General features: G+C 63.3%; 18 protein-coding genes. 13 read left to right on the forward strand and 5 right to left on the reverse strand.

Annotated features, from left to right (window positions below):
- Positions 1-27: 27 nt before the first annotated feature.
- Positions 28-750, reverse strand: coding sequence for an SDR family oxidoreductase (locus AC07UC_RS17440; protein WP_494906856.1), 723 nt, complete (start codon positions 748-750; stop codon positions 28-30).
- The gene (locus AC07UC_RS17445; RefSeq protein WP_494906857.1) at positions 747-1,580 is read right to left on the reverse strand and encodes an SDR family NAD(P)-dependent oxidoreductase; all 834 of its coding nucleotides are present in this window, start codon (positions 1,578-1,580) and stop codon (positions 747-749) included. Before AC07UC_RS17445 ends, AC07UC_RS17440 begins: the two co-directional genes overlap by 4 nt.
- A 104-nt stretch (positions 1,581-1,684) precedes the next feature.
- Here AC07UC_RS17445 and AC07UC_RS17450 point away from each other — a divergent pair, with 104 nt between their 5' ends.
- Entirely contained in the window at positions 1,685-2,557 is an 873-nt protein-coding gene (locus tag AC07UC_RS17450) for a helix-turn-helix transcriptional regulator (RefSeq protein WP_494906858.1), read from the forward strand.
- Between the two features lie 251 nt (positions 2,558-2,808).
- Here the strand turns inward: AC07UC_RS17450 and AC07UC_RS17455 are convergent, their stop codons facing one another.
- Positions 2,809-3,462, reverse strand: a complete 654-nt coding sequence (locus tag AC07UC_RS17455) for a TetR family transcriptional regulator C-terminal domain-containing protein (protein WP_244735481.1) — start codon at positions 3,460-3,462, stop codon at positions 2,809-2,811.
- Positions 3,463-3,686: 224 nt separating this feature from the next.
- Here AC07UC_RS17455 and aptA point away from each other — a divergent pair, with 224 nt between their 5' ends.
- From aptA to AC07UC_RS17485, 6 genes are all read left to right on the forward strand, one after another.
- Complete coding sequence (gene aptA / locus AC07UC_RS17460) at positions 3,687-5,015, forward strand: omega-aminotransferase AptA (RefSeq protein ID WP_140775746.1); 1,329 nt, start codon at positions 3,687-3,689, stop codon at positions 5,013-5,015.
- Between the two features lie 71 nt (positions 5,016-5,086).
- Positions 5,087-6,337 carry a Zn-dependent hydrolase gene (locus tag AC07UC_RS17465; protein ID WP_494906859.1) on the forward strand — a complete coding sequence of 417 codons (1,251 nt, stop codon included), beginning with the start codon at positions 5,087-5,089 and terminating at the stop codon, positions 6,335-6,337.
- A 296-nt stretch (positions 6,338-6,633) separates the two neighbouring features.
- Positions 6,634-7,011 carry an endonuclease domain-containing protein gene (locus tag AC07UC_RS17470; RefSeq protein ID WP_494906860.1) on the forward strand — a complete coding sequence of 126 codons (378 nt, stop codon included), beginning with the start codon at positions 6,634-6,636 and terminating at the stop codon, positions 7,009-7,011.
- An 82-nt stretch (positions 7,012-7,093) separates the two neighbouring features.
- A complete protein-coding gene (hydA, locus tag AC07UC_RS17475) occupies positions 7,094-8,545 on the forward strand; it encodes a dihydropyrimidinase (RefSeq protein WP_494906861.1) in 1,452 nt (483 codons plus the stop codon).
- Positions 8,546-8,574: 29 nt separating this feature from the next.
- Positions 8,575-8,919, forward strand: a complete 345-nt coding sequence (locus tag AC07UC_RS17480; RefSeq protein WP_494906862.1) for a hypothetical protein — start codon at positions 8,575-8,577, stop codon at positions 8,917-8,919.
- Positions 8,920-8,951: 32 nt separating this feature from the next.
- On the forward strand, positions 8,952-9,329 hold the full coding sequence (locus tag AC07UC_RS17485; protein WP_202326945.1) for a hypothetical protein: 378 nt from the start codon (positions 8,952-8,954) through the stop codon (positions 9,327-9,329).
- 17 nt (positions 9,330-9,346) lie between these two features.
- Here AC07UC_RS17485 and AC07UC_RS17490 read toward each other — a convergent pair whose 3' ends face one another.
- Positions 9,347-9,751 (reverse strand): cupin domain-containing protein, encoded by a 405-nt coding sequence (locus AC07UC_RS17490; RefSeq protein ID WP_015317160.1) that lies wholly within the window; start codon positions 9,749-9,751, stop codon positions 9,347-9,349.
- Between the two features lie 130 nt (positions 9,752-9,881).
- Here AC07UC_RS17490 and AC07UC_RS17495 point away from each other — a divergent pair, with 130 nt between their 5' ends.
- The 4 genes from AC07UC_RS17495 to AC07UC_RS17510 all read left to right on the forward strand — a co-directional run bounded on the left by AC07UC_RS17495 (position 9,882) and on the right by AC07UC_RS17510 (position 13,900).
- Positions 9,882-10,673 (forward strand): ABC transporter ATP-binding protein, encoded by a 792-nt coding sequence (locus tag AC07UC_RS17495; protein ID WP_056571950.1) that lies wholly within the window; start codon positions 9,882-9,884, stop codon positions 10,671-10,673.
- Between the two features lie 184 nt (positions 10,674-10,857).
- A complete protein-coding gene (locus tag AC07UC_RS17500; RefSeq protein ID WP_494906863.1) occupies positions 10,858-11,736 on the forward strand; it encodes an ABC transporter permease in 879 nt (292 codons plus the stop codon).
- Positions 11,733-12,887, forward strand: coding sequence for an ABC transporter permease (locus AC07UC_RS17505; RefSeq protein ID WP_494906864.1), 1,155 nt, complete (start codon positions 11,733-11,735; stop codon positions 12,885-12,887). The genes AC07UC_RS17500 and AC07UC_RS17505 overlap by 4 nt, the downstream gene beginning before the upstream one ends.
- Positions 12,888-12,928: 41 nt before the next feature.
- Positions 12,929-13,900: an ABC transporter substrate-binding protein gene (locus AC07UC_RS17510; protein WP_140775754.1), complete on the forward strand. Its 972-nt coding sequence runs from the start codon at positions 12,929-12,931 to the stop codon at positions 13,898-13,900.
- Positions 13,901-13,959: 59 nt separating this feature from the next.
- On the opposite strand, the gene AC07UC_RS17515 is transcribed toward AC07UC_RS17510, so the two are convergent.
- Positions 13,960-14,418 (reverse strand): Lrp/AsnC family transcriptional regulator, encoded by a 459-nt coding sequence (locus AC07UC_RS17515; protein ID WP_494906865.1) that lies wholly within the window; start codon positions 14,416-14,418, stop codon positions 13,960-13,962.
- A gap of 122 nt (positions 14,419-14,540) precedes the next feature.
- Here AC07UC_RS17515 and AC07UC_RS17520 point away from each other — a divergent pair, with 122 nt between their 5' ends.
- Both AC07UC_RS17520 and AC07UC_RS17525 read left to right on the forward strand, forming a co-directional pair.
- On the forward strand, positions 14,541-15,824 hold the full coding sequence (locus AC07UC_RS17520) for a cystathionine gamma-synthase family protein (RefSeq protein ID WP_202326952.1): 1,284 nt from the start codon (positions 14,541-14,543) through the stop codon (positions 15,822-15,824).
- A 156-nt stretch (positions 15,825-15,980) separates the two neighbouring features.
- A complete protein-coding gene (locus tag AC07UC_RS17525) occupies positions 15,981-16,424 on the forward strand; it encodes a CHRD domain-containing protein (RefSeq protein WP_140775757.1) in 444 nt (147 codons plus the stop codon).
- Positions 16,425-16,447 lie beyond the last annotated feature (23 nt).

Raw genomic sequence — 16,447 nt, forward strand, 5'->3', positions numbered from 1 at the left:
CTGCCGTACCGGCATTTGACCTGCCGCCTATGCCGCGAACCGCAGACCACCGTCGCAGGTCAGAACCTGGCCGGTCATGAAACCGTTGGAGACGAGGAAGGCTATCGCCGAGGCGACATCCTCGGCACGGCCAACCCGCCCCACCGGCGTCTTGCCGGCATATTCGGCAAAGACCGCCTGCCGCTGCTCGTCGGGCAAGAAGTCCCACCATGGCGTGTCGATGACACCGGGCGCCACGACGTTGACGCGCAAGGGTTTCAACTCCACCGCCAGGATCGGCGCCACGGTCAACAGCATGCCGTTGATGGCGCCGATGCCGGCGATGCCTGGCATGGCGACCTGAGCCGATACCGCCGATATGAAGGTGACAGATCCGGTCTTGCTGAGCGTCGGCAGGGCTGTCTGCAGGCACGACAGTTGCGGCCGCACCTTCTCCTCGACGCCACTGCCGATGTCGGCAAGGTCGAGGGTCTCGAAGGGACCAAGGCCCTTGCCGCCGCTCGCGGCCAGAACAAGATGGTCGAACGGGCCGAGGCGCTTGAAGAAGTGACGCACTTCATCCGGCTTCGAAGCGTCGAACGCGGCCTTTTCCGCAGCGCCGCCAAGGCTCTTCCAGGCGCCGTTGAGCTTGTCCTGGTTGCGCCCGGTGATCGTTACCTTCATGCCCGGCCCAATCAGCTTGCGCGCGGTCGCCAGGCCGATGCCGGATGAGCCGCCGATGATGACTGTGTGTTCTGTCCTGTCGGTCATGAATGTTCCTCCTTCGCTGTTGCCAGCCCGACAAGGTCGAGGCTCAGGCTGCGCAATTGTTGTCTTGCCCTGGCGTCGTAGGCCCGGGCGTCGGCGCGGGATTCGCGCAGGCCGTCGAAATAGAGGCCGCTGCGTCCTTCGAGCGCGGACGAGGTAGCGAGGTTGACGATCGCGTCGGCGCCGGTTTCGACCGAACTCCATGGCGTCACGCCCGCCCGCCGGACCATGGTGGTGTTCATGTAGCTCGCCGGATGCAGCGCGTTGGCGGTGACGCCGGTGCCTTTCAGCTCTTCCGCCAGATCGACGGTGAACAGGATCTGCGCCAGCTTGCTCTGGCAGTAGGCGCGCACGCCGCTATAGCCGTCGGCCAACATTACATCGCCGAAGTCGATTGCCTGCTGGCCGGCTGAAGCGACATTGACGATGCGCGCCGGCGCACTCGCCTTCAGCAGCGGCAGAAGGTCAAAGGTCAGCAGGAAGCCGGCGAGATAGTTGACCGCGAAACGCAGTTCGTAACCGTCGGCGCTGACTTGCCGCTTGGCACCGGCAGTGCCGATGCCGGCATTGTTGATGAGGATGTGGAGCCGATCCGTTTGGGCGCGCACGGCCTCGGCGAGGCGGCGAATCTCGGCCAGTGAGGCGAGGTCGGCGGCCAGGAAGTCGGCTCTGCCGCCGGCGGTCTCGATTTCGGCGACCACGGCCTTGCCGCGCGTGGCATCGCGGCCGTGCACCAGCACGCGTGCGCCGGCAGTGCCCAGTCTTTGCGCAACGACGCGGCCGACGCCATCGGTCGAGCCGGTGATGAGGATTGTCTTGTCTTTCAGGTCCATGTCCGGAGCCTCCATTTCGCCGCTCCGAGCCGAAGATGGGACATCCGGCAGGCCTCAAACAGTTCAAACTTTATCCTGGTATCAATACTGCTATAATAAGCGTCATGGATGCTCCCTCTCATTCCGCTGAAGACAGCCGCCGGCGCGAACTCGGCGCTTTCCTGCGCTCGCGACGCGAGAGGCTGACGCCCTCGGCAACCGGTATCGCGACCGGCCTCAGGCGGCGCACGCCGGGCCTGCGCCGCGAAGAGGTGGCGATGATCGCCGGTGTCGGCACCACTTGGTACACCTGGCTGGAGCAGGGCAGGGACGTACGCCCTTCGGTGGAGGTGCTGACGGCGCTCAGCGAGGCGCTGCGGCTGGACCCGGCTGAGAAGCGGCATCTGTTCACGCTTGCCGGCCGCCAGCAGCCAGAGCGGCGGCGCATCGTGCCGGTGAAGGTCGACGGGCCCTTGCTGCACATGCTGCAGAGCCTGGTCCTGCAGCCCGCCTATGTCGTCGGCCCGCGCTGGGACGTGATGGCCTGGAATGACGGGGCTGTTGCCATTTTCGGCGATTACGGCCTGTTGGAGGGGGATGCCCGCAATATCATCCATGGCGTTTTTACCGATCCGCACCGGCGGCATCTGCTGGTCGACTGGGAGCAGGTGGCCCGCGCTACTCTCGCCGCGTTCCGTGCCGAAAGCGCAAAGTACGTTGGCGATCCGGATTTCGAGCGGCTGATCGCGCTGATGATGCGCTCAAGTCCGGAGTTCCGGGAATGGTGGCCGCAGCGCGACGTCGTGCACCGCCTGTCCGGCATGAAGCACCTGCGCCACCCCACGGCCGGCCCGATGGTGTTCGAGCATATGAGCCTGTCGATCGATGACGGCTCGGACATGAAACTGATCGTCTACACGCCGCTCGGCGAGCAGAACTCGATCGCCAAGCTTCAGGCGTTGCTGGATGCGCTACCGGCCGAGCGGCGCAGCGCCTGACGACGGTGGCCGCAGCCCTCCGCTTCGTCATCCCTGGGCGGAGCAGCCGCGAAGCGGCGTCGCGGAGACCCTGGGATCCATTCCGTGACCTTGAACAACGGGTGCAGCGGTGCAGAATTCTGGACCGTGGCGACGCGCATTGGAGTCCCGGCATGGATCCTCGGGTCTGCGCCGCGTCGCTACGCTCCTTGCTCCGCCCGTGGATGACGAAGTGATGGGCGTCTCGGCCAATCTCCACGGTCGACGAGGCGCTACCCCTTCGGTTTCAGCCCCTCGAGAAACAACTGCTCCAGAAACCGCGCCGCGTCCTCGAAGCGGCCGTCGCCGCCGCGGTTCGGTCCCAGCACCGCGCGGACCTGGACGTCGAAATCGGCATAGTGCTGCGTCGTCGCCCAGATCGAGAAGATCAGGTGCCAGGGGTCGGTCTTGGCGATCTTGCCGGCACGCATCCAGCCCTTGATGACAGATGCCTTCTCGTCGACCAGCGTCTTCAATTCACCGGCCAGCAGCGGCATGATGCGCGGCGCGCCTTGCAGGATCTCGTTGGCGAACAGCCGGCTCTCGCGCGGAAAATCGCGCGCCATTTCGAGCTTGCGCCTGATGTAGCTCCTGAGCTCGGTCATGGGATCGCCGATGTCGTCGAGCTCACGCAACGGCGCCAGCCAGGTGTCGAGCAGGCGCTGCATCAAAGTCTCATGAATGTCTTCCTTGCGGCGGAAGTAATAGAGCAGGTTCGGCTTCGACATGCCGGCGGCTTCGGCGATCTGGTCTATGGTCGAGCCGCGGAAGCCGTTGGTGGAGAACACCTCGAGCGCGGCCTCCAGGATGACCTCGCGCTTTTCCTGCTGGATGCGGGTGCGGCGGGGGGCTTCCGTGCCGGTGTTCACCGTTGCGGACCCTTGCATTGCCAAATCTCGCGTTCAAGGTCATCTGGACCAATTCTCTGGACCAGTTTTTCCCCAGGCTGTGGAACGCACTTCAGGAGCCGCATTTCCGCTAGTAATCCCTTGACCGCCGACAGGGCGGTGCTAACGTTTGTCCAATCGGTCAAAAATTTGCGTAGCATGAAAATGGCGCAAAGACCAAGCGTTGGACGCACCGAAACAGGTTACAAGGGGAAGTCTTGGTCATGTCCAACCGGCTGAAAGTCACGCCGAACGATCTCAGTGCATTCTGGATGCCGTTCACGGCAAACCGGCAGTTCAAGCAGGCGCCACGCATGTTCGTGTCCGCCAAGGACATGCATTACACCACCAGCGACGGCCGCAAGGTGCTGGACGGCACCGCCGGCCTGTGGTGCGTCAATGCCGGCCACTGCCGGCCGAAGATCACCGAAGCGATCCAGCACCAGGCCGCCGAACTCGATTATGCGCCCGCCTTCCAGATGGGCCATCCGATCGTGTTCGAACTGGCCAACCGCCTGGTCGACATCGCGCCCAAGGGCATGGACCACGTGTTCTTCACCAATTCCGGTTCGGAATCGGTCGAGACCGCGCTGAAGATGGCGATCGCCTATCACCGCGTGAAGGGCGAGGGCTCGCGCACCCGCCTGATCGGCCGCGAGCGCGGCTATCACGGTGTCAATTTCGGCGGCATCTCGGTCGGCGGCATCGTCACCAACCGCAAGATGTTCGGCACGCTGCTCGGCGGTGTCGACCACATGCCGCACACGCATCTGCCGGAAAAGAACGCCTTCTCCAAGGGCGTGCCGGAGCATGGCGCGGAACTCGCCAACGAGCTGGAACGCATCGTCGCGCTGCATGACGCCTCGACCATCGCCGCCGTCATCGTCGAGCCGGTCGCCGGCTCCACCGGCGTCATCCTGCCGCCCAAGGGCTATCTGCAGAAGCTGCGCGAAATCTGCACCAAGCACGGCATCCTGTTGATCTTCGACGAGGTCATTACCGGTTTCGGCCGTCTTGGGGCACCGTTCGCGGCGGACTATTTCGGCGTGGTTCCCGATATCATGACCACCGCCAAGGGCGTCTCCAACGGCGTCATCCCGATGGGCGCGGTGTTCGTGAAGAAGGAAATCCACGACGCCTTCATGACCGGCCCCGAGCACATGATCGAGTTCTTCCACGGCTACACCTATTCGGGCAATCCGATCGCGTGTGCGGCCGCACTCGGCACGCTCGACACCTACAAGGAAGAAGGCCTGCTTACCCGCGGCGAGGAACTGGCGCCTTATTGGGAAGACGCGCTGCACTCGCTGAAGGGCGAGCCGCATGTCATCGACATCAGGAACATCGGCCTGATCGGCGCGATCGAACTGGCGCCCATTGCCGGCAGCCCGACCAAGCGCGCCTTCTCGGCCTTCGTCAAGGCGTTCGAACGCGGCGCGCTGATCCGCACCACCGGCGACATCATCGCGCTGTCGCCGCCGCTGATCATCACCAAGGGCCAGATCAACGAACTGATCGACCATGTGCGTGAAGTGCTGCGGTCGATAGACTAGACTTGCTTTTATCTGGGCGGGTGGCGATGGGAACCGCCACCCGCCCAGAGCATGAAATGGAAGGATTTTGAATGGCCGCACCCGGCGAGAATCTGCGAATCAATTCAGACCGTTTGTGGGATTCGCTGATGGAGATGGCGAAGATCGGCCCCGGCATTGCCGGCGGCAACAATCGCCAGACCGTGACCGACGAAGACAGCGAAGGCCGGCATCTGTTCAAGCGCTGGTGCGAGGCCGCCGGGCTCGAAATGGGCCTCGACGAGATGGGCACCATGTTTGCCCGCCGCGAGGGCACCGATCCCAGCCTGCCGCCGGTCTATGTCGGCAGCCATCTCGACACGCAGCCGACAGGCGGCAAATATGACGGCGTGCTCGGCGTCCTCGGCGGCCTAGAGATCGTGCGCTCGCTCAACGATCTCGGCATCAAGACAAAACATCCGATCGTCGTCACCAACTGGACCAACGAGGAAGGCTCGCGTTTCGCACCGGCGATGATGGCGTCGGGCGTGTTCGCCGGTGTGCTCGATCAGGCCGATGTCTATGAGCACACGGACAAGAACGGCAAGAAATTCGGCGAGGAGCTGGAGCGCATCGGCTGGAAGGGCACCGAGAAGGTCGGTGATCGCAAGATCCACGCCTTCTTCGAACTGCATATCGAGCAGGGCCCGATCCTCGAGGACGAAGACATCGACATCGGCGTCGTCACCCATGGGCAGGGGCTGAAATGGCTGCAGGTGACGCTGACCGGCAAAGAGGCGCATACCGGCTCGACGCCGATGCCCAAGCGCCGCAATGCCGGGCTCGGCATGGCACGGGTGATCGAACTGGTGCACGAGATCGCCATTGACTACCAGCCCGACGCTGTCGGCGCGGTCGGCCACATGGAGGTCTATCCCAATTCGCGCAACATCATCGCCGGCCGCACCGTCTTCACCATCGACATACGCTCGCCCGAGAAGGAAGTGCTGGATGCGATGGACGGCCGCATCCGCGAAGGCATCGACACGATCTGCGAGGCGCTGGATATCCAGTACAAGGTCGAGCAGGTCGGCCATTTCGATCCGGTCACTTTCGATGCCGGCTGCGTGAAGGCCATCCGCGATGCCGCCGAACGGCTTGGCTACACCCACCGCAACATCGTCTCGGGTGCCGGCCACGATGCCTGCTGGATCAACCGCGTCGCGCCGACCGCCATGGTGATGTGCCCCTGCGTCGATGGGCTTAGCCACAACGAGGCCGAGGAGATCACCAAGGAATGGGCTTCTGCCGGCGCCGACGTGCTGTTCCACGCGGTGGTGGAGACGGCGGAGATCGTTGCGTGAGAGGTCGGCGCTGTACCCCCACCCCTAACCCCTCCCCACAAGGGGGAGGGGGACTCCCGCAGGCGCTGAACTCGGCTAACTACCAGAGTTCAATACTGAATGTGAGGCGGGCGGCAGCATTCCCTCCCCCTTGTGGGGAGGGTTAGGGTGGGGGTCCTCTTCGTAGGAATCTCATTTGCGATGGACCTGCCACAATCGGGTGTGGGACCAGTATTGCCGGCGCCATTGTCTTTGGCGGCTGGCTTTGACGATTGGACTGTGAGAGCGCAAGCCTTCCTCCCCGGGAGGGATTGAGGGTGTGGGTACTCTTGGCACCGACCTCTATCGATCCGGCAGCCATCAAGCGGGCCAGAGCCCTGCGACGGAACATGACGGAAGGCGAGCGCAAGCTCTGGTCCGAGTTGAAGGAGTTCCGTCGGCTTTACGGTCTACATGTGAGGAAGCAGGCGCCGATCGGACCTTACATTGTGGACTTCGTTCTTCATGAAAAGAACCTCGTCATCGAGGTGGACGGAGAGCATCACTTTACGCCGGCGGGAATGGAGAAGGATCGAATACGCGATGCATGGTTTGGCCGAGAGGGCTATCGTGTGCTGCGATTTTCCACGGGAGACTTGGCGAATTCTTTCGATGGTTGCATCGAGGAGATATTGCGGGACGTGGGAGTCATGTAACGGCAAGGCTCCTCGCTCCTGAACCGATCTGAATCGAGCAAAGCGCTCACAAGAAGCGCAACCGAAACAAGGGAACAAGAAAATGACCAAAGTCATCAAGAACGGCACCGTCGTCACCGCTGACCGCAGCTGGAAGGCCGACGTGCTGTTCAGCCACGGCAAGATCGTCGCCATCGGTTCCGACCTGCATGGCGACCATGAGTACGACGCCACGGGCTGCTATGTGATGCCGGGCGGCATCGACCCGCATACTCATCTCGAAATGCCTTTCATGGGCACCTATTCGGCCGATGATTTCGAGTCCGGCACGCGCGCGGCCCTTGCCGGCGGCACCACGATGGTCGTCGATTTCTGCCTGCCGGCGCCGCAGCAATCGCTGCTGGAGGCCTTGCAGATGTGGGACAACAAGACCTCCAAGGCGTCGTGCGACTACTCCTTCCACATGGCGATCACCTGGTGGGGCAAGCAGGTGTTCGACGAGATGGCGACCGTCGTCGACAAGGGCATCACCTCGTTCAAGCACTTCATGGCCTACAAGGGCGCGCTGATGGTGGATGACGACGAGATGTATGCGTCGTTCCAGCGCTGCGCCGACCTTGGCGCGCTGCCGCTGGTGCATGCCGAAAATGGCGACGTGGTTGCAGCCCTGTCGCAGAAGCTGCTGGCCGCCGGCAACAATGGACCCGAGGGCCATGCCTATTCGCGCCCGCCGGAAGTGGAAGGCGAGGCGACCAACCGCGCCATCATGATCGCCGACATGGCCGGTGTGCCGCTCTATGTCGTGCATGTCTCCTGCGAGCAGAGCCATGAGGCCATCCGCCGGGCGCGCCAGAAGGGCATGCGCGTGTTCGGCGAGCCGCTGATCCAGCACCTGACGCTGGACGAGAGCGAGTATTTCGACAAGGACTGGGACCATGCGGCGCGGCGCGTGATGAGCCCGCCCTTCCGTAACAGATTGCACCAGGACTCGCTGTGGGCCGGCCTGCAGGCCGGGTCGCTGCACGTGGTGGCGACCGACCATTGCGCCTTCACCACCAAGCAGAAGCGCTTCGGCGTCGGCGATTTCACCAAGATACCGAACGGCACCGGTGGCCTCGAGGACCGTTTGCCGGTGCTGTGGACCAAGGGCGTCAACACCGGGCGGCTGACGATGAACGAGTTCGTCGCGGTGACCTCGACCAACATCGCCAAGATACTCAACATGTACCCCAGGAAGGGCGCCATCGTCGAAGGTGCCGACGCCGACATCATTGTCTGGGATCCGAAGCGCAAGAAGACGATCGCAGCCAAGAAGCAGCAGTCTGTCATCGACTATAACGTCTTCGAAGGCGTCGAGGTGACCGGCCTGCCACGCTTCGTCTTCTCGCGCGGCGAACTGTCGATCGAGGAGGCAGAGGTGAAGGCCAAGCCCGGCCATGGCCAGTTCGTCGGGCGTGAGCCGAACGCCGCGGTCAACCGCGCGCTGTCGACGTGGAAGGAAATCACCGCGCCGCGCAAGGTGGAACGGTCAGGCATCCCGGCGACGGGGGTCTAGGCTTGGCGCGTTCGGCCGCGCTCATATTGTTGGTCTTAGCAGCAGTTGCCGCTGGCCCGGCAAGTGCAGCCGGCGTGCTGGCCGGCTCCTGGGGCAATGATGTCGGCTGCGCCGGCGTGAAGGCCGGTTATCAGGACAGCGATGCCTATATCCTGCTGACCGCCGAGGGCATCGAGACCTATGGCAGCGGTTGCCGGTTCGAGCAGCAATTGACGACGGCGCCGGGCAAGCAATCGCTTGGTGCGACCTGTTCCGCCGAGGGCGAGGCGGGGACGACGATCGAAACAATCCTGGTCACCAACAAGGGAGAGGACGGCTTCTTCGTCACCATTCCCGGCCTTGAGGAAATGGGACCGCTGCAATCATGTTCGTGATGTTTTGAGCATTGGAATCTGGGGGGATGGGCATGCGCGGTTTTGGTCTGTGTGTTGCGATGGTGATCGTTTTGGCTGCCGGTCAGGCTTTCGCGGCAGGCATCGATCTGTCGAAACCCTATGGCGACAAATATGGCTGCATCAACCGCAACGGCCAGGAAGTCGCCGCCGATCAGATGCTGCTTCTGACCGACAAGGAATTGATCACCGCCGCCAGCGCCTGCACGTTCACGAAGACGGAGGCGCAGGCTGATGGATCGCTGGTGGTGACAGCGACATGCGAGGCGGAAGGCGAAGACGGACAGGCACCGACGACGTTCACCATCAAGCGCAGTGCCAAGAACGCCAAGAAGCTGACGATCGCTGACGAAGATGGCAATGTGATGGGGGAAGTCGCGCGGTGCAAATGAAGGCGATCCCGTCGACCTCAGGCGACCAGCGCATCCAGTTCCGGCAGCAGGACGACGCTTTCCTGTTCGTTGGGATCGGTGCGGGCAATGACGGCCGAGGACGGGGCGTTGCTCAGATTGGCCGGCAAATGCGGCACGCCGGCAGGAATGTAGAAGAGGTCACCGGCCTTGACGACGATGTGATGCTCGAGCCGGTCGCCATACCAGGTATGGACCTCGCCGGAGAGCACATAGATCGCCGTTTCATGGTTCTCGTGCAGATGCGCCTTGGCGCGGGCGCCGGGCGGCATGGTGAGAACGTGCATGCAGATGCCCGAGGAGCCGACCGATTCCGTGGCAATGCCGGCGAAATAGGTCAAACCCTGCTTGCCTTCATAAGTGCTTTCAGGGCGGATAAGATGGCAAGTGGGTTTGGGCGACATCGGGGAACTCCGGGCGTCGATTTGAGTGGGACAAGACCAATGGGACTGGGCGAGTGGAAAACAACATCGCTATAAAAGCAATCGGAATCCGGACGGCGCCGCAGGGGCGGGAACAGGCAGGCGGCAGCCGATGACCGGAATTTCGCCAGCCGTCGTCGCGGCAAGCAAACTTGGCCTCACCTTCCAGACCAATGACGGACCGGTCCAGGCGCTGTCCAATGTCGACCTGACCATCGGCAAGGGAGAATTCGTCTCCTTCATCGGGCCGTCGGGTTGCGGCAAGACCACGCTGCTGCGCGTCATCGCCGACCTGGAGAAACCGACATCGGGGACGATTTCGGTCAACGGCATGACCGCGGAGCAGGCCCGCGAGAAGCGCGCCTATGGCTATGTCTTCCAGGCCGCCGCGCTGTTTCCGTGGCGCACGATCGAACGCAATGTCGCGCTGCCGCTGGAGATCATGGGCCTCTCCAGGGCGGAGCAGGCCGAGCGCATCAAGCGCACGCTCGACCTCGTCAACCTCTCGGGATTCGAGAAGAAATACCCCTGGCAGCTTTCCGGCGGCATGCAGCAGCGCGCCTCGATCGCGCGTGCGCTCGCCTTCGACGCCGACCTCTTGTTGATGGACGAGCCATTCGGCGCGCTGGACGAGATTGTGCGCGACCATCTCAACGAGCAATTGCTGCAACTGTGGGCGCGCACCAACAAGACCATCTGCTTCGTCACCCACTCCATTCCGGAAGCCGTCTACCTCTCGACGCGCATCGTGGTCATGTCACCGCGCCCGGGGCGTGTCAGCGACATCATCGAATCGACACTGCCGAAGGAGCGGCCGCTCGACATCCGCGAAACGCCGGAGTTTCTGGCGATCGCCGCGCGCGTGCGCGATGGTCTGCGGGCAGGGCACAGCTATGATGATTGAGCGGGCTGACCGAGCGGGCCACCACGCTTTCGTCATTCTGGGGCGGAGCAAGCGCGAAGCGGCTTGCGTAGACCCTAGGATGACGAAGAGAAGGAACGTCGCTGCAACGAGAAAGAAGGCACCCGGCCTTCGCTTCGCTCCGGCCACCCTCTCCCCGGCGGGGAGAGGAGAAGGGGAGCGCTAGATGGACTCCTTCCGCGACAAGCTCGTCCCTGTCACCTCGATCCTGGCCGGCGTGGTCGTGCTCTGGTACGTCATGGCCGTCATCCTCAACGCGCCATTCCAGCGCGATCTGGACACTCGTGCCAACGAAACGCCCGGCACCGTCGAATTCATCGGCAAGACGCTGTCGCAGCCGAAGCCGACCCTACCGGCGCCGCATCAGGTGGCGGTCAACTTCTTCGAAAACACGTTCCTGCGGCCCATCAATTCGAACCGCAGCCTCGTCTACAACGCCTGGGTGACATTGTCCTCGACGCTGCTCGGCTTTGCCTTCGGCACCGCGCTCGGCATCATCATCGCGGTCGGCATCGTGCATGTGGCGACGCTCGACCGCAGCCTGATGCCGTGGATCATCGCTTCGCAGACCATTCCGATCCTGGCGGTGGCGCCGATGATCATCGTCGTGCTGGCGGCGATCGGCATCACCGGCCTGATCCCGAAAGCGATGATCTCGACCTATCTGTCGTTCTTCCCGGTGACCGTCGGCATGGTGAAGGGGCTGCGCTCGCCCGAGATCATGCATCTCGACCTGATGCACACCTACAATGCCAGCCGTGCGCAGACCTTCTGGAAATTGCGTGTCCCGGCCTCGGTGCCGTTCCTGTTCACCTCGATGAAGGTGGCGGTGGCGGCGAGCCTGGTCGGCGCCATCGTCGGCGAACTGCCTACCGGTGCGGTCGCCGGCATTGGCGCCAAGCTGCTCGCCGGCGCCTATTACAGCCAGTCCATCGACATCTGGTCGGCGCTGGTCGCGGGTTCCATCGTGGCGGCACTTCTGGTCATGGTGGTCGGCATTGCCGGCCGCCTCGTCGACCGCGCCATGGGCGGGAGGCCGGCATGAACTGGCTGAAAACCTCCTGGCAAGCGGTGTTGGCGATCGTGCTCTGCCTGACAGCGATCGCCCTCGGCGCGATGTCGAAGCCGGAAGCGGCAGCGCTTGCGGACCCGACCACAAGCATCAACTATCCCTATCTCGGAACCAAGGGTTTGATGCTCGGCCTGGCGATCGTGGCGGCACTGATCTCGATGATCAGGATCCCTCCGCTTGCAGAGGCGGTCGTGCTGTTCATCGGCGCCCATCTCGTCGCCTGGCTGCTGATCTCGGGCATCGCGGGCTTCGAAGGCACGGCGCTGGCACCGTATTTCCTGCTGCTCACGGCCGCCTGGCTGCTTGGCTGGCGCTGCGTGGCGGTGCTGTCCAGCCTTCGTCCGATGAGGGGCTTGGCCCGCAACGCGCTGCGCCTGATCATCCCGGCTATATTCGGCGCCTGGATCCTGATCATCTGGGAAGCGGTGACGCGCGGCGCCGGCATTCCCTTCATCCTGTTGCCGCCGCCCAGCGCCATTGGCGTGCGTATCGCCAACTCCCTGCCGGTGCTCGGCGCCGATGTCCGGCAGACCATCTTCAAGGCGGTGCTCTTCGGCTATGTCGTCGGCAGCGGCGCCGGTTTCATCACCGCGATCCTCGCCGACCGCGTGCCGTTCCTGCGGCGTGGGCTCTTGCCGATCGGCAACATGGTCTCGGCGCTGCCGATCATCGGCGTGGCGCCGATCATGGTCATGTGGTTCGGCTTCGACTGGCAGTCCAAGGCGGCTGTCGTCATCATCATGACCTTCTTCCCGATGCTGGTGAACACGGTCGCCGGTCTGGCCGCCTCAGGCCATATGGAGCGCGACCTGATGCGTACCTATGCGTCGGGTTACTGGCCGACGCTGGTCAAGCTCAGGCTGCCGGCGGCGGCCCCCTTCATCTTCAACGCGCTGAAGATCAACTCGACGCTGGCGCTGATCGGCGCCATCGTCGCCGAGTTCTTCGGCACGCCCGTGGTCGGCATGGGCTTCCGCATCTCGACCGAGGTCGGGCGGATGAACATCGACATGGTCTGGGCCGAAATCGCAGTTGCAGCACTTGCGGGTTCGGTCTTTTATGGCGTGGTCGCTCTTGTCGAAAGAGCCGTCACGTTTTGGCATCCCTCTGTCCGTGGTGGATAGGGGCGGTGGGTTTAAGAGCACTAACTTCAGAGGGTAAAAGAATGAAAAAACTGATTATTCCCGTTCTGGCCGGCGCGATGTCGCTGGCCGCGTTCCAGGCAATGGCCGCCGACAAGGTGACGTTGCAGTTGAAATGGGTCACGCAGGCCCAGTTTGCCGGCTACTATGTCGCCAAGGCCAAGGGTTTCTATGAGGCCGAGGGTCTCGACGTCGACATCAAGCCGGGCGGCCCGGACATTGCGCCCGAGCAGGTGATCGCCGGCGGCGGCGCCGACGTCATCGTCGACTGGATGGGTGGTGCGCTGGCCGCGCGCGAAAAGGGCGTGCCGCTGGTCAACATAGCCCAGCCGTTCAAGAAGGCCGGCATGGAGCTGGTCTGCCCGAAGGACGGCCCGATCAAGACCGAAGCCGACTTCAAGGGCCACACGCTCGGTGTCTGGTTCTTCGGCAACGAGTATCCGTTCTACGCCTGGATGAACAAGCTTGGCCTCAAGACCGAAGGCGGCCCGGACGGCGTCACCGTGCTGAAGCAGAGCTTCGACGTGCAGCCGCTGATCCAGAAGCAGGCGGATTGCATCTCGGTCATGACCTATAACGAGTACTGGCAGCTGATCGACGCTGGCTACAAGCCGGAACAGCTCACCGTGTTCAACTACTCAGCCATGGGCAACGACCTGCTCGAGGACGGGCTCTATGCCTCGGAAGACAAGCTCAAGGACCCGGCCTTCGAGGACAAGATGGTGCGTTTCGTGCGCGCCTCGATGAAGGGCTGGAAATACGCCGTCGACAACAATGACGAAGCCGCCGGCATCGTCATGGACGGCGGCGGCCAGGACGAGAACCACCAGAAGCGGATGATGAGCGAAGTCGCCAAGCTGATCGACAATGCCGACGGCAAGCTCGATCCGGCGACCTACGAGCGCACCGCCAAGGCGCTGCTCGACCAGAAGATCATCACCAAGGAGCCGACCGGCGCCTACACCACCGCCATCACCGACAAGGCGATCAAGTAAACCTTGCAGAGCGTGATCCCGCAAAGGTCATGCTCACAACGTAAAATGGAACGGCGCCCTCAGAGGCGCCGTTCCTTTATGGTGTTCATGACGAAGCTGGTCTCGATCGAGGCGACGCATTTCAGCCGCGCGATCTTCTCCTTGATGAAGCGTTCATACTGTTCGAGGCTGCCCGTCACCACCTTCAGCACATAGTCGCGCGAACCGGTGACGAGATGGCATTCCAGCACCTCTTCCCAGCCGCGGATCGCGTCCTCGAACATGACGATCTCGTCCTCGTTCTGCCGGCTGAGCCGGATGGTGGCGATGGCGACCATGCTCCAGCCGAAGGCGGCGGGGTCGACCAGCGTGGTATAGCCCCTGATGACGCCGCTCTCCTCCAGCCGCCGCACGCGCCTGAGGCAAGGCGACGGCGACAGGCCGATGCGCTCGGCAAGCTCGTTGTTGGTGATGCGGGCATCCGCCCGCAATTCCCTGAGAATCCTGAGGTCGAAGTCGTCGGCTATCTTCTGCTGCACTTTCGCTCTCTCGCGGCAATTTATTGCCGACATGCAGCCATGCGAGCCCAAGAATAGCAAGGACTGGCTGATCGGGATCGCATAAGTTGCGGCGGAATACCCCTCGAAAAGCAGGAAAAGCCATGACCGCGCCGCGTCCGTCGAAAACCCATATCGGCAACCACAAGCTCCATCCGGAGACGCTGATGCTGAGCTACGGCTTCGATCCGCAGCTTTCGGAGGGCGCGGTCAAGCCGCCGGTGTTCCTGACCTCGACCTTCGTGTTCAAATCGGCGGAAGAGGGACGCGACTTCTTCGACTACACGTCCGGCCGCAAGGAGCCGCCGAGCGGCACGGCGTCGGGTCTGGTCTATTCGCGCTTCAACCATCCCAACAGCGAGATCGTCGAGGACCGGCTGGCGGTCTATGAGGGGACGGATGCCTGCATCCTGTTTTCATCCGGCATGTCGGCGATCGCCACCACGCTGCTCGCCTATGCCCGCCCGGGCGATGTCATCCTGCATTCGCAGCCGCTCTATGGCGGCACCGAGACGCTGTTGACGCGCACGCTTGCCGGATTCGGCATCGGCGCCGTCGGCTTTGCCGACGGTGTTGACGAGAAAGCGGTGCGCACAGCCGCCGATGCCGCGGTGGCGAAGGGGCGCGTGTCGGTCATCCTGATCGAGACGCCGTCGAACCCGACCAACAGCCTTGTCGACATTGCGCTGATCACGACGATCGCCGACGAGATCGGCGCCAGGCAGGGCTCAAGGCCGATCATCGTCTGCGACAACACGCTGCTCGGCCCGGTGTTCCAGCGGCCGATCGAGCACGGCGCCGACGTCTCGGTCTATTCGCTGACCAAATATGTCGGCGGCCATTCCGACCTGATCGCGGGCGCGGCCATGGGTAGCAAGGCGGTCACCAAGCCGATCAAGGCGCTGCGCGGCGCGATCGGCACGCAGCTCGACCCGCATTCCTGCTGGATGCTCGGCCGTTCGCTGGAGACGCTGTCGATCCGCATGGAGCGGGCCAACGACAATGCGCGCCTGGTCGCCGAATTCCTGCGTGACCACGCCAAGGTCGAGAAGGTGCATTATCTGCCGTTCCTGGGCGAGGACACGCCAGCTGGCCGCACTTACAGGGCGCAATGCAGCGGCGCCGGCTCGACCTTCTCCTTCGACATCAAGGGCGGTGAGAAGGCGGCTTTCGCCTTCCTCAACGCCCTGCAGATCTTCAAGCTGGCGGTAAGCCTCGGCGGCACGGAGTCGCTCGCCAGCCACCCGGCGGCGATGACCCACTCCGGCATTCCCCTCGACGTGCGACAGCGCATCGGCGTGCTCGAGACCACGGTCAGGCTGTCGATCGGCGTCGAACATCCCGACGACCTGATCGCCGATCTGACGCAGGCGTTGGCGGCGGTCTGACGACTCTCTGGCGACTGAAGGGGCGGGCGATCGCCCCTTTTGCTGCTTTCCGGTCACAAAACCGTGTGCAGGGAAACATTGCGCCGCCCAGCCGTTGCGGTTGAGCATGCGCGCGACGGGGAGCCGCGACGCATGCGACAGCCACGGAGGTCCTTAATGCGCACATATTCCATCTTGCCGGTGCTTTCGGCGTTGGCCATTTCGACCGCTTTCGTCTTCGCATCCCCGGCCATGGCCGAGGTGGTGAAGTACAAGGCGACGCTCGACGGCAGCCAACAGAGCCCGCCCGTAACCACCAAGGGCAAGGGCACCGCCACCCTCACATTCGACACCACCAAGAAGAAGCTCAGCTGGGACGTGAAATATTCCGGCCTCAGCGGACCGGCGACGGCAGCGCATATTCACGGCCCGGCGGCGATGGGTGCGAATGCCGCTCCCGTCATCCCGTTCAAAGGCAAGCTCAAGAGCCCGATCAAGGGGTCCGCAACGCTGACGGACGCTCAGGCTGCCGACCTGGCGGCTGGCAACTATTATGTCAACGTCCACACCGCCGCCAACAAGGACGGCGAGATCCGCGGCCAGATCGAGGCAGCGAAATAGCGCAGCGCTTCGGCAAAAGGGGC

The organism is Mesorhizobium sp. GW821-FHT04C10, assembly GCF_059420305.1.

Excerpts from the sequence above, each read along its gene's own strand:
- AC07UC_RS17445 (WP_494906857.1), bottom strand. The coding sequence starts at position 1,580 with ATGGACCTGAAAGACAAGACAATCCTCATCACCGGCTCGACCGATGGC.
- AC07UC_RS17490 (WP_015317160.1), bottom strand. The coding sequence starts at position 9,751 with ATGTCGCCCAAACCCACTTGCCATCTTATCCGCCCTGAAAGCACTTAT.
- AC07UC_RS17465 (WP_494906859.1), top strand. The coding sequence starts at position 5,087 with ATGGCCGCACCCGGCGAGAATCTGCGAATCAATTCAGACCGTTTGTGG.
- AC07UC_RS17500 (WP_494906863.1), top strand. The coding sequence starts at position 10,858 with ATGGACTCCTTCCGCGACAAGCTCGTCCCTGTCACCTCGATCCTGGCC.
- aptA (WP_140775746.1), top strand. The coding sequence starts at position 3,687 with ATGTCCAACCGGCTGAAAGTCACGCCGAACGATCTCAGTGCATTCTGG.
- hydA (WP_494906861.1), top strand. The coding sequence starts at position 7,094 with ATGACCAAAGTCATCAAGAACGGCACCGTCGTCACCGCTGACCGCAGC.
- AC07UC_RS17520 (WP_202326952.1), top strand. The coding sequence starts at position 14,541 with ATGACCGCGCCGCGTCCGTCGAAAACCCATATCGGCAACCACAAGCTC.
- AC07UC_RS17485 (WP_202326945.1), top strand. The coding sequence starts at position 8,952 with ATGCGCGGTTTTGGTCTGTGTGTTGCGATGGTGATCGTTTTGGCTGCC.
- AC07UC_RS17495 (WP_056571950.1), top strand. The coding sequence starts at position 9,882 with ATGACCGGAATTTCGCCAGCCGTCGTCGCGGCAAGCAAACTTGGCCTC.
- AC07UC_RS17450 (WP_494906858.1), top strand. The coding sequence starts at position 1,685 with ATGGATGCTCCCTCTCATTCCGCTGAAGACAGCCGCCGGCGCGAACTC.
- AC07UC_RS17525 (WP_140775757.1), top strand. The coding sequence starts at position 15,981 with ATGCGCACATATTCCATCTTGCCGGTGCTTTCGGCGTTGGCCATTTCG.
- AC07UC_RS17440 (WP_494906856.1), bottom strand. The coding sequence starts at position 750 with ATGACCGACAGGACAGAACACACAGTCATCATCGGCGGCTCATCCGGC.
- AC07UC_RS17510 (WP_140775754.1), top strand. The coding sequence starts at position 12,929 with ATGAAAAAACTGATTATTCCCGTTCTGGCCGGCGCGATGTCGCTGGCC.
- AC07UC_RS17455 (WP_244735481.1), bottom strand. The coding sequence starts at position 3,462 with ATGCAAGGGTCCGCAACGGTGAACACCGGCACGGAAGCCCCCCGCCGC.
- AC07UC_RS17505 (WP_494906864.1), top strand. The coding sequence starts at position 11,733 with ATGAACTGGCTGAAAACCTCCTGGCAAGCGGTGTTGGCGATCGTGCTC.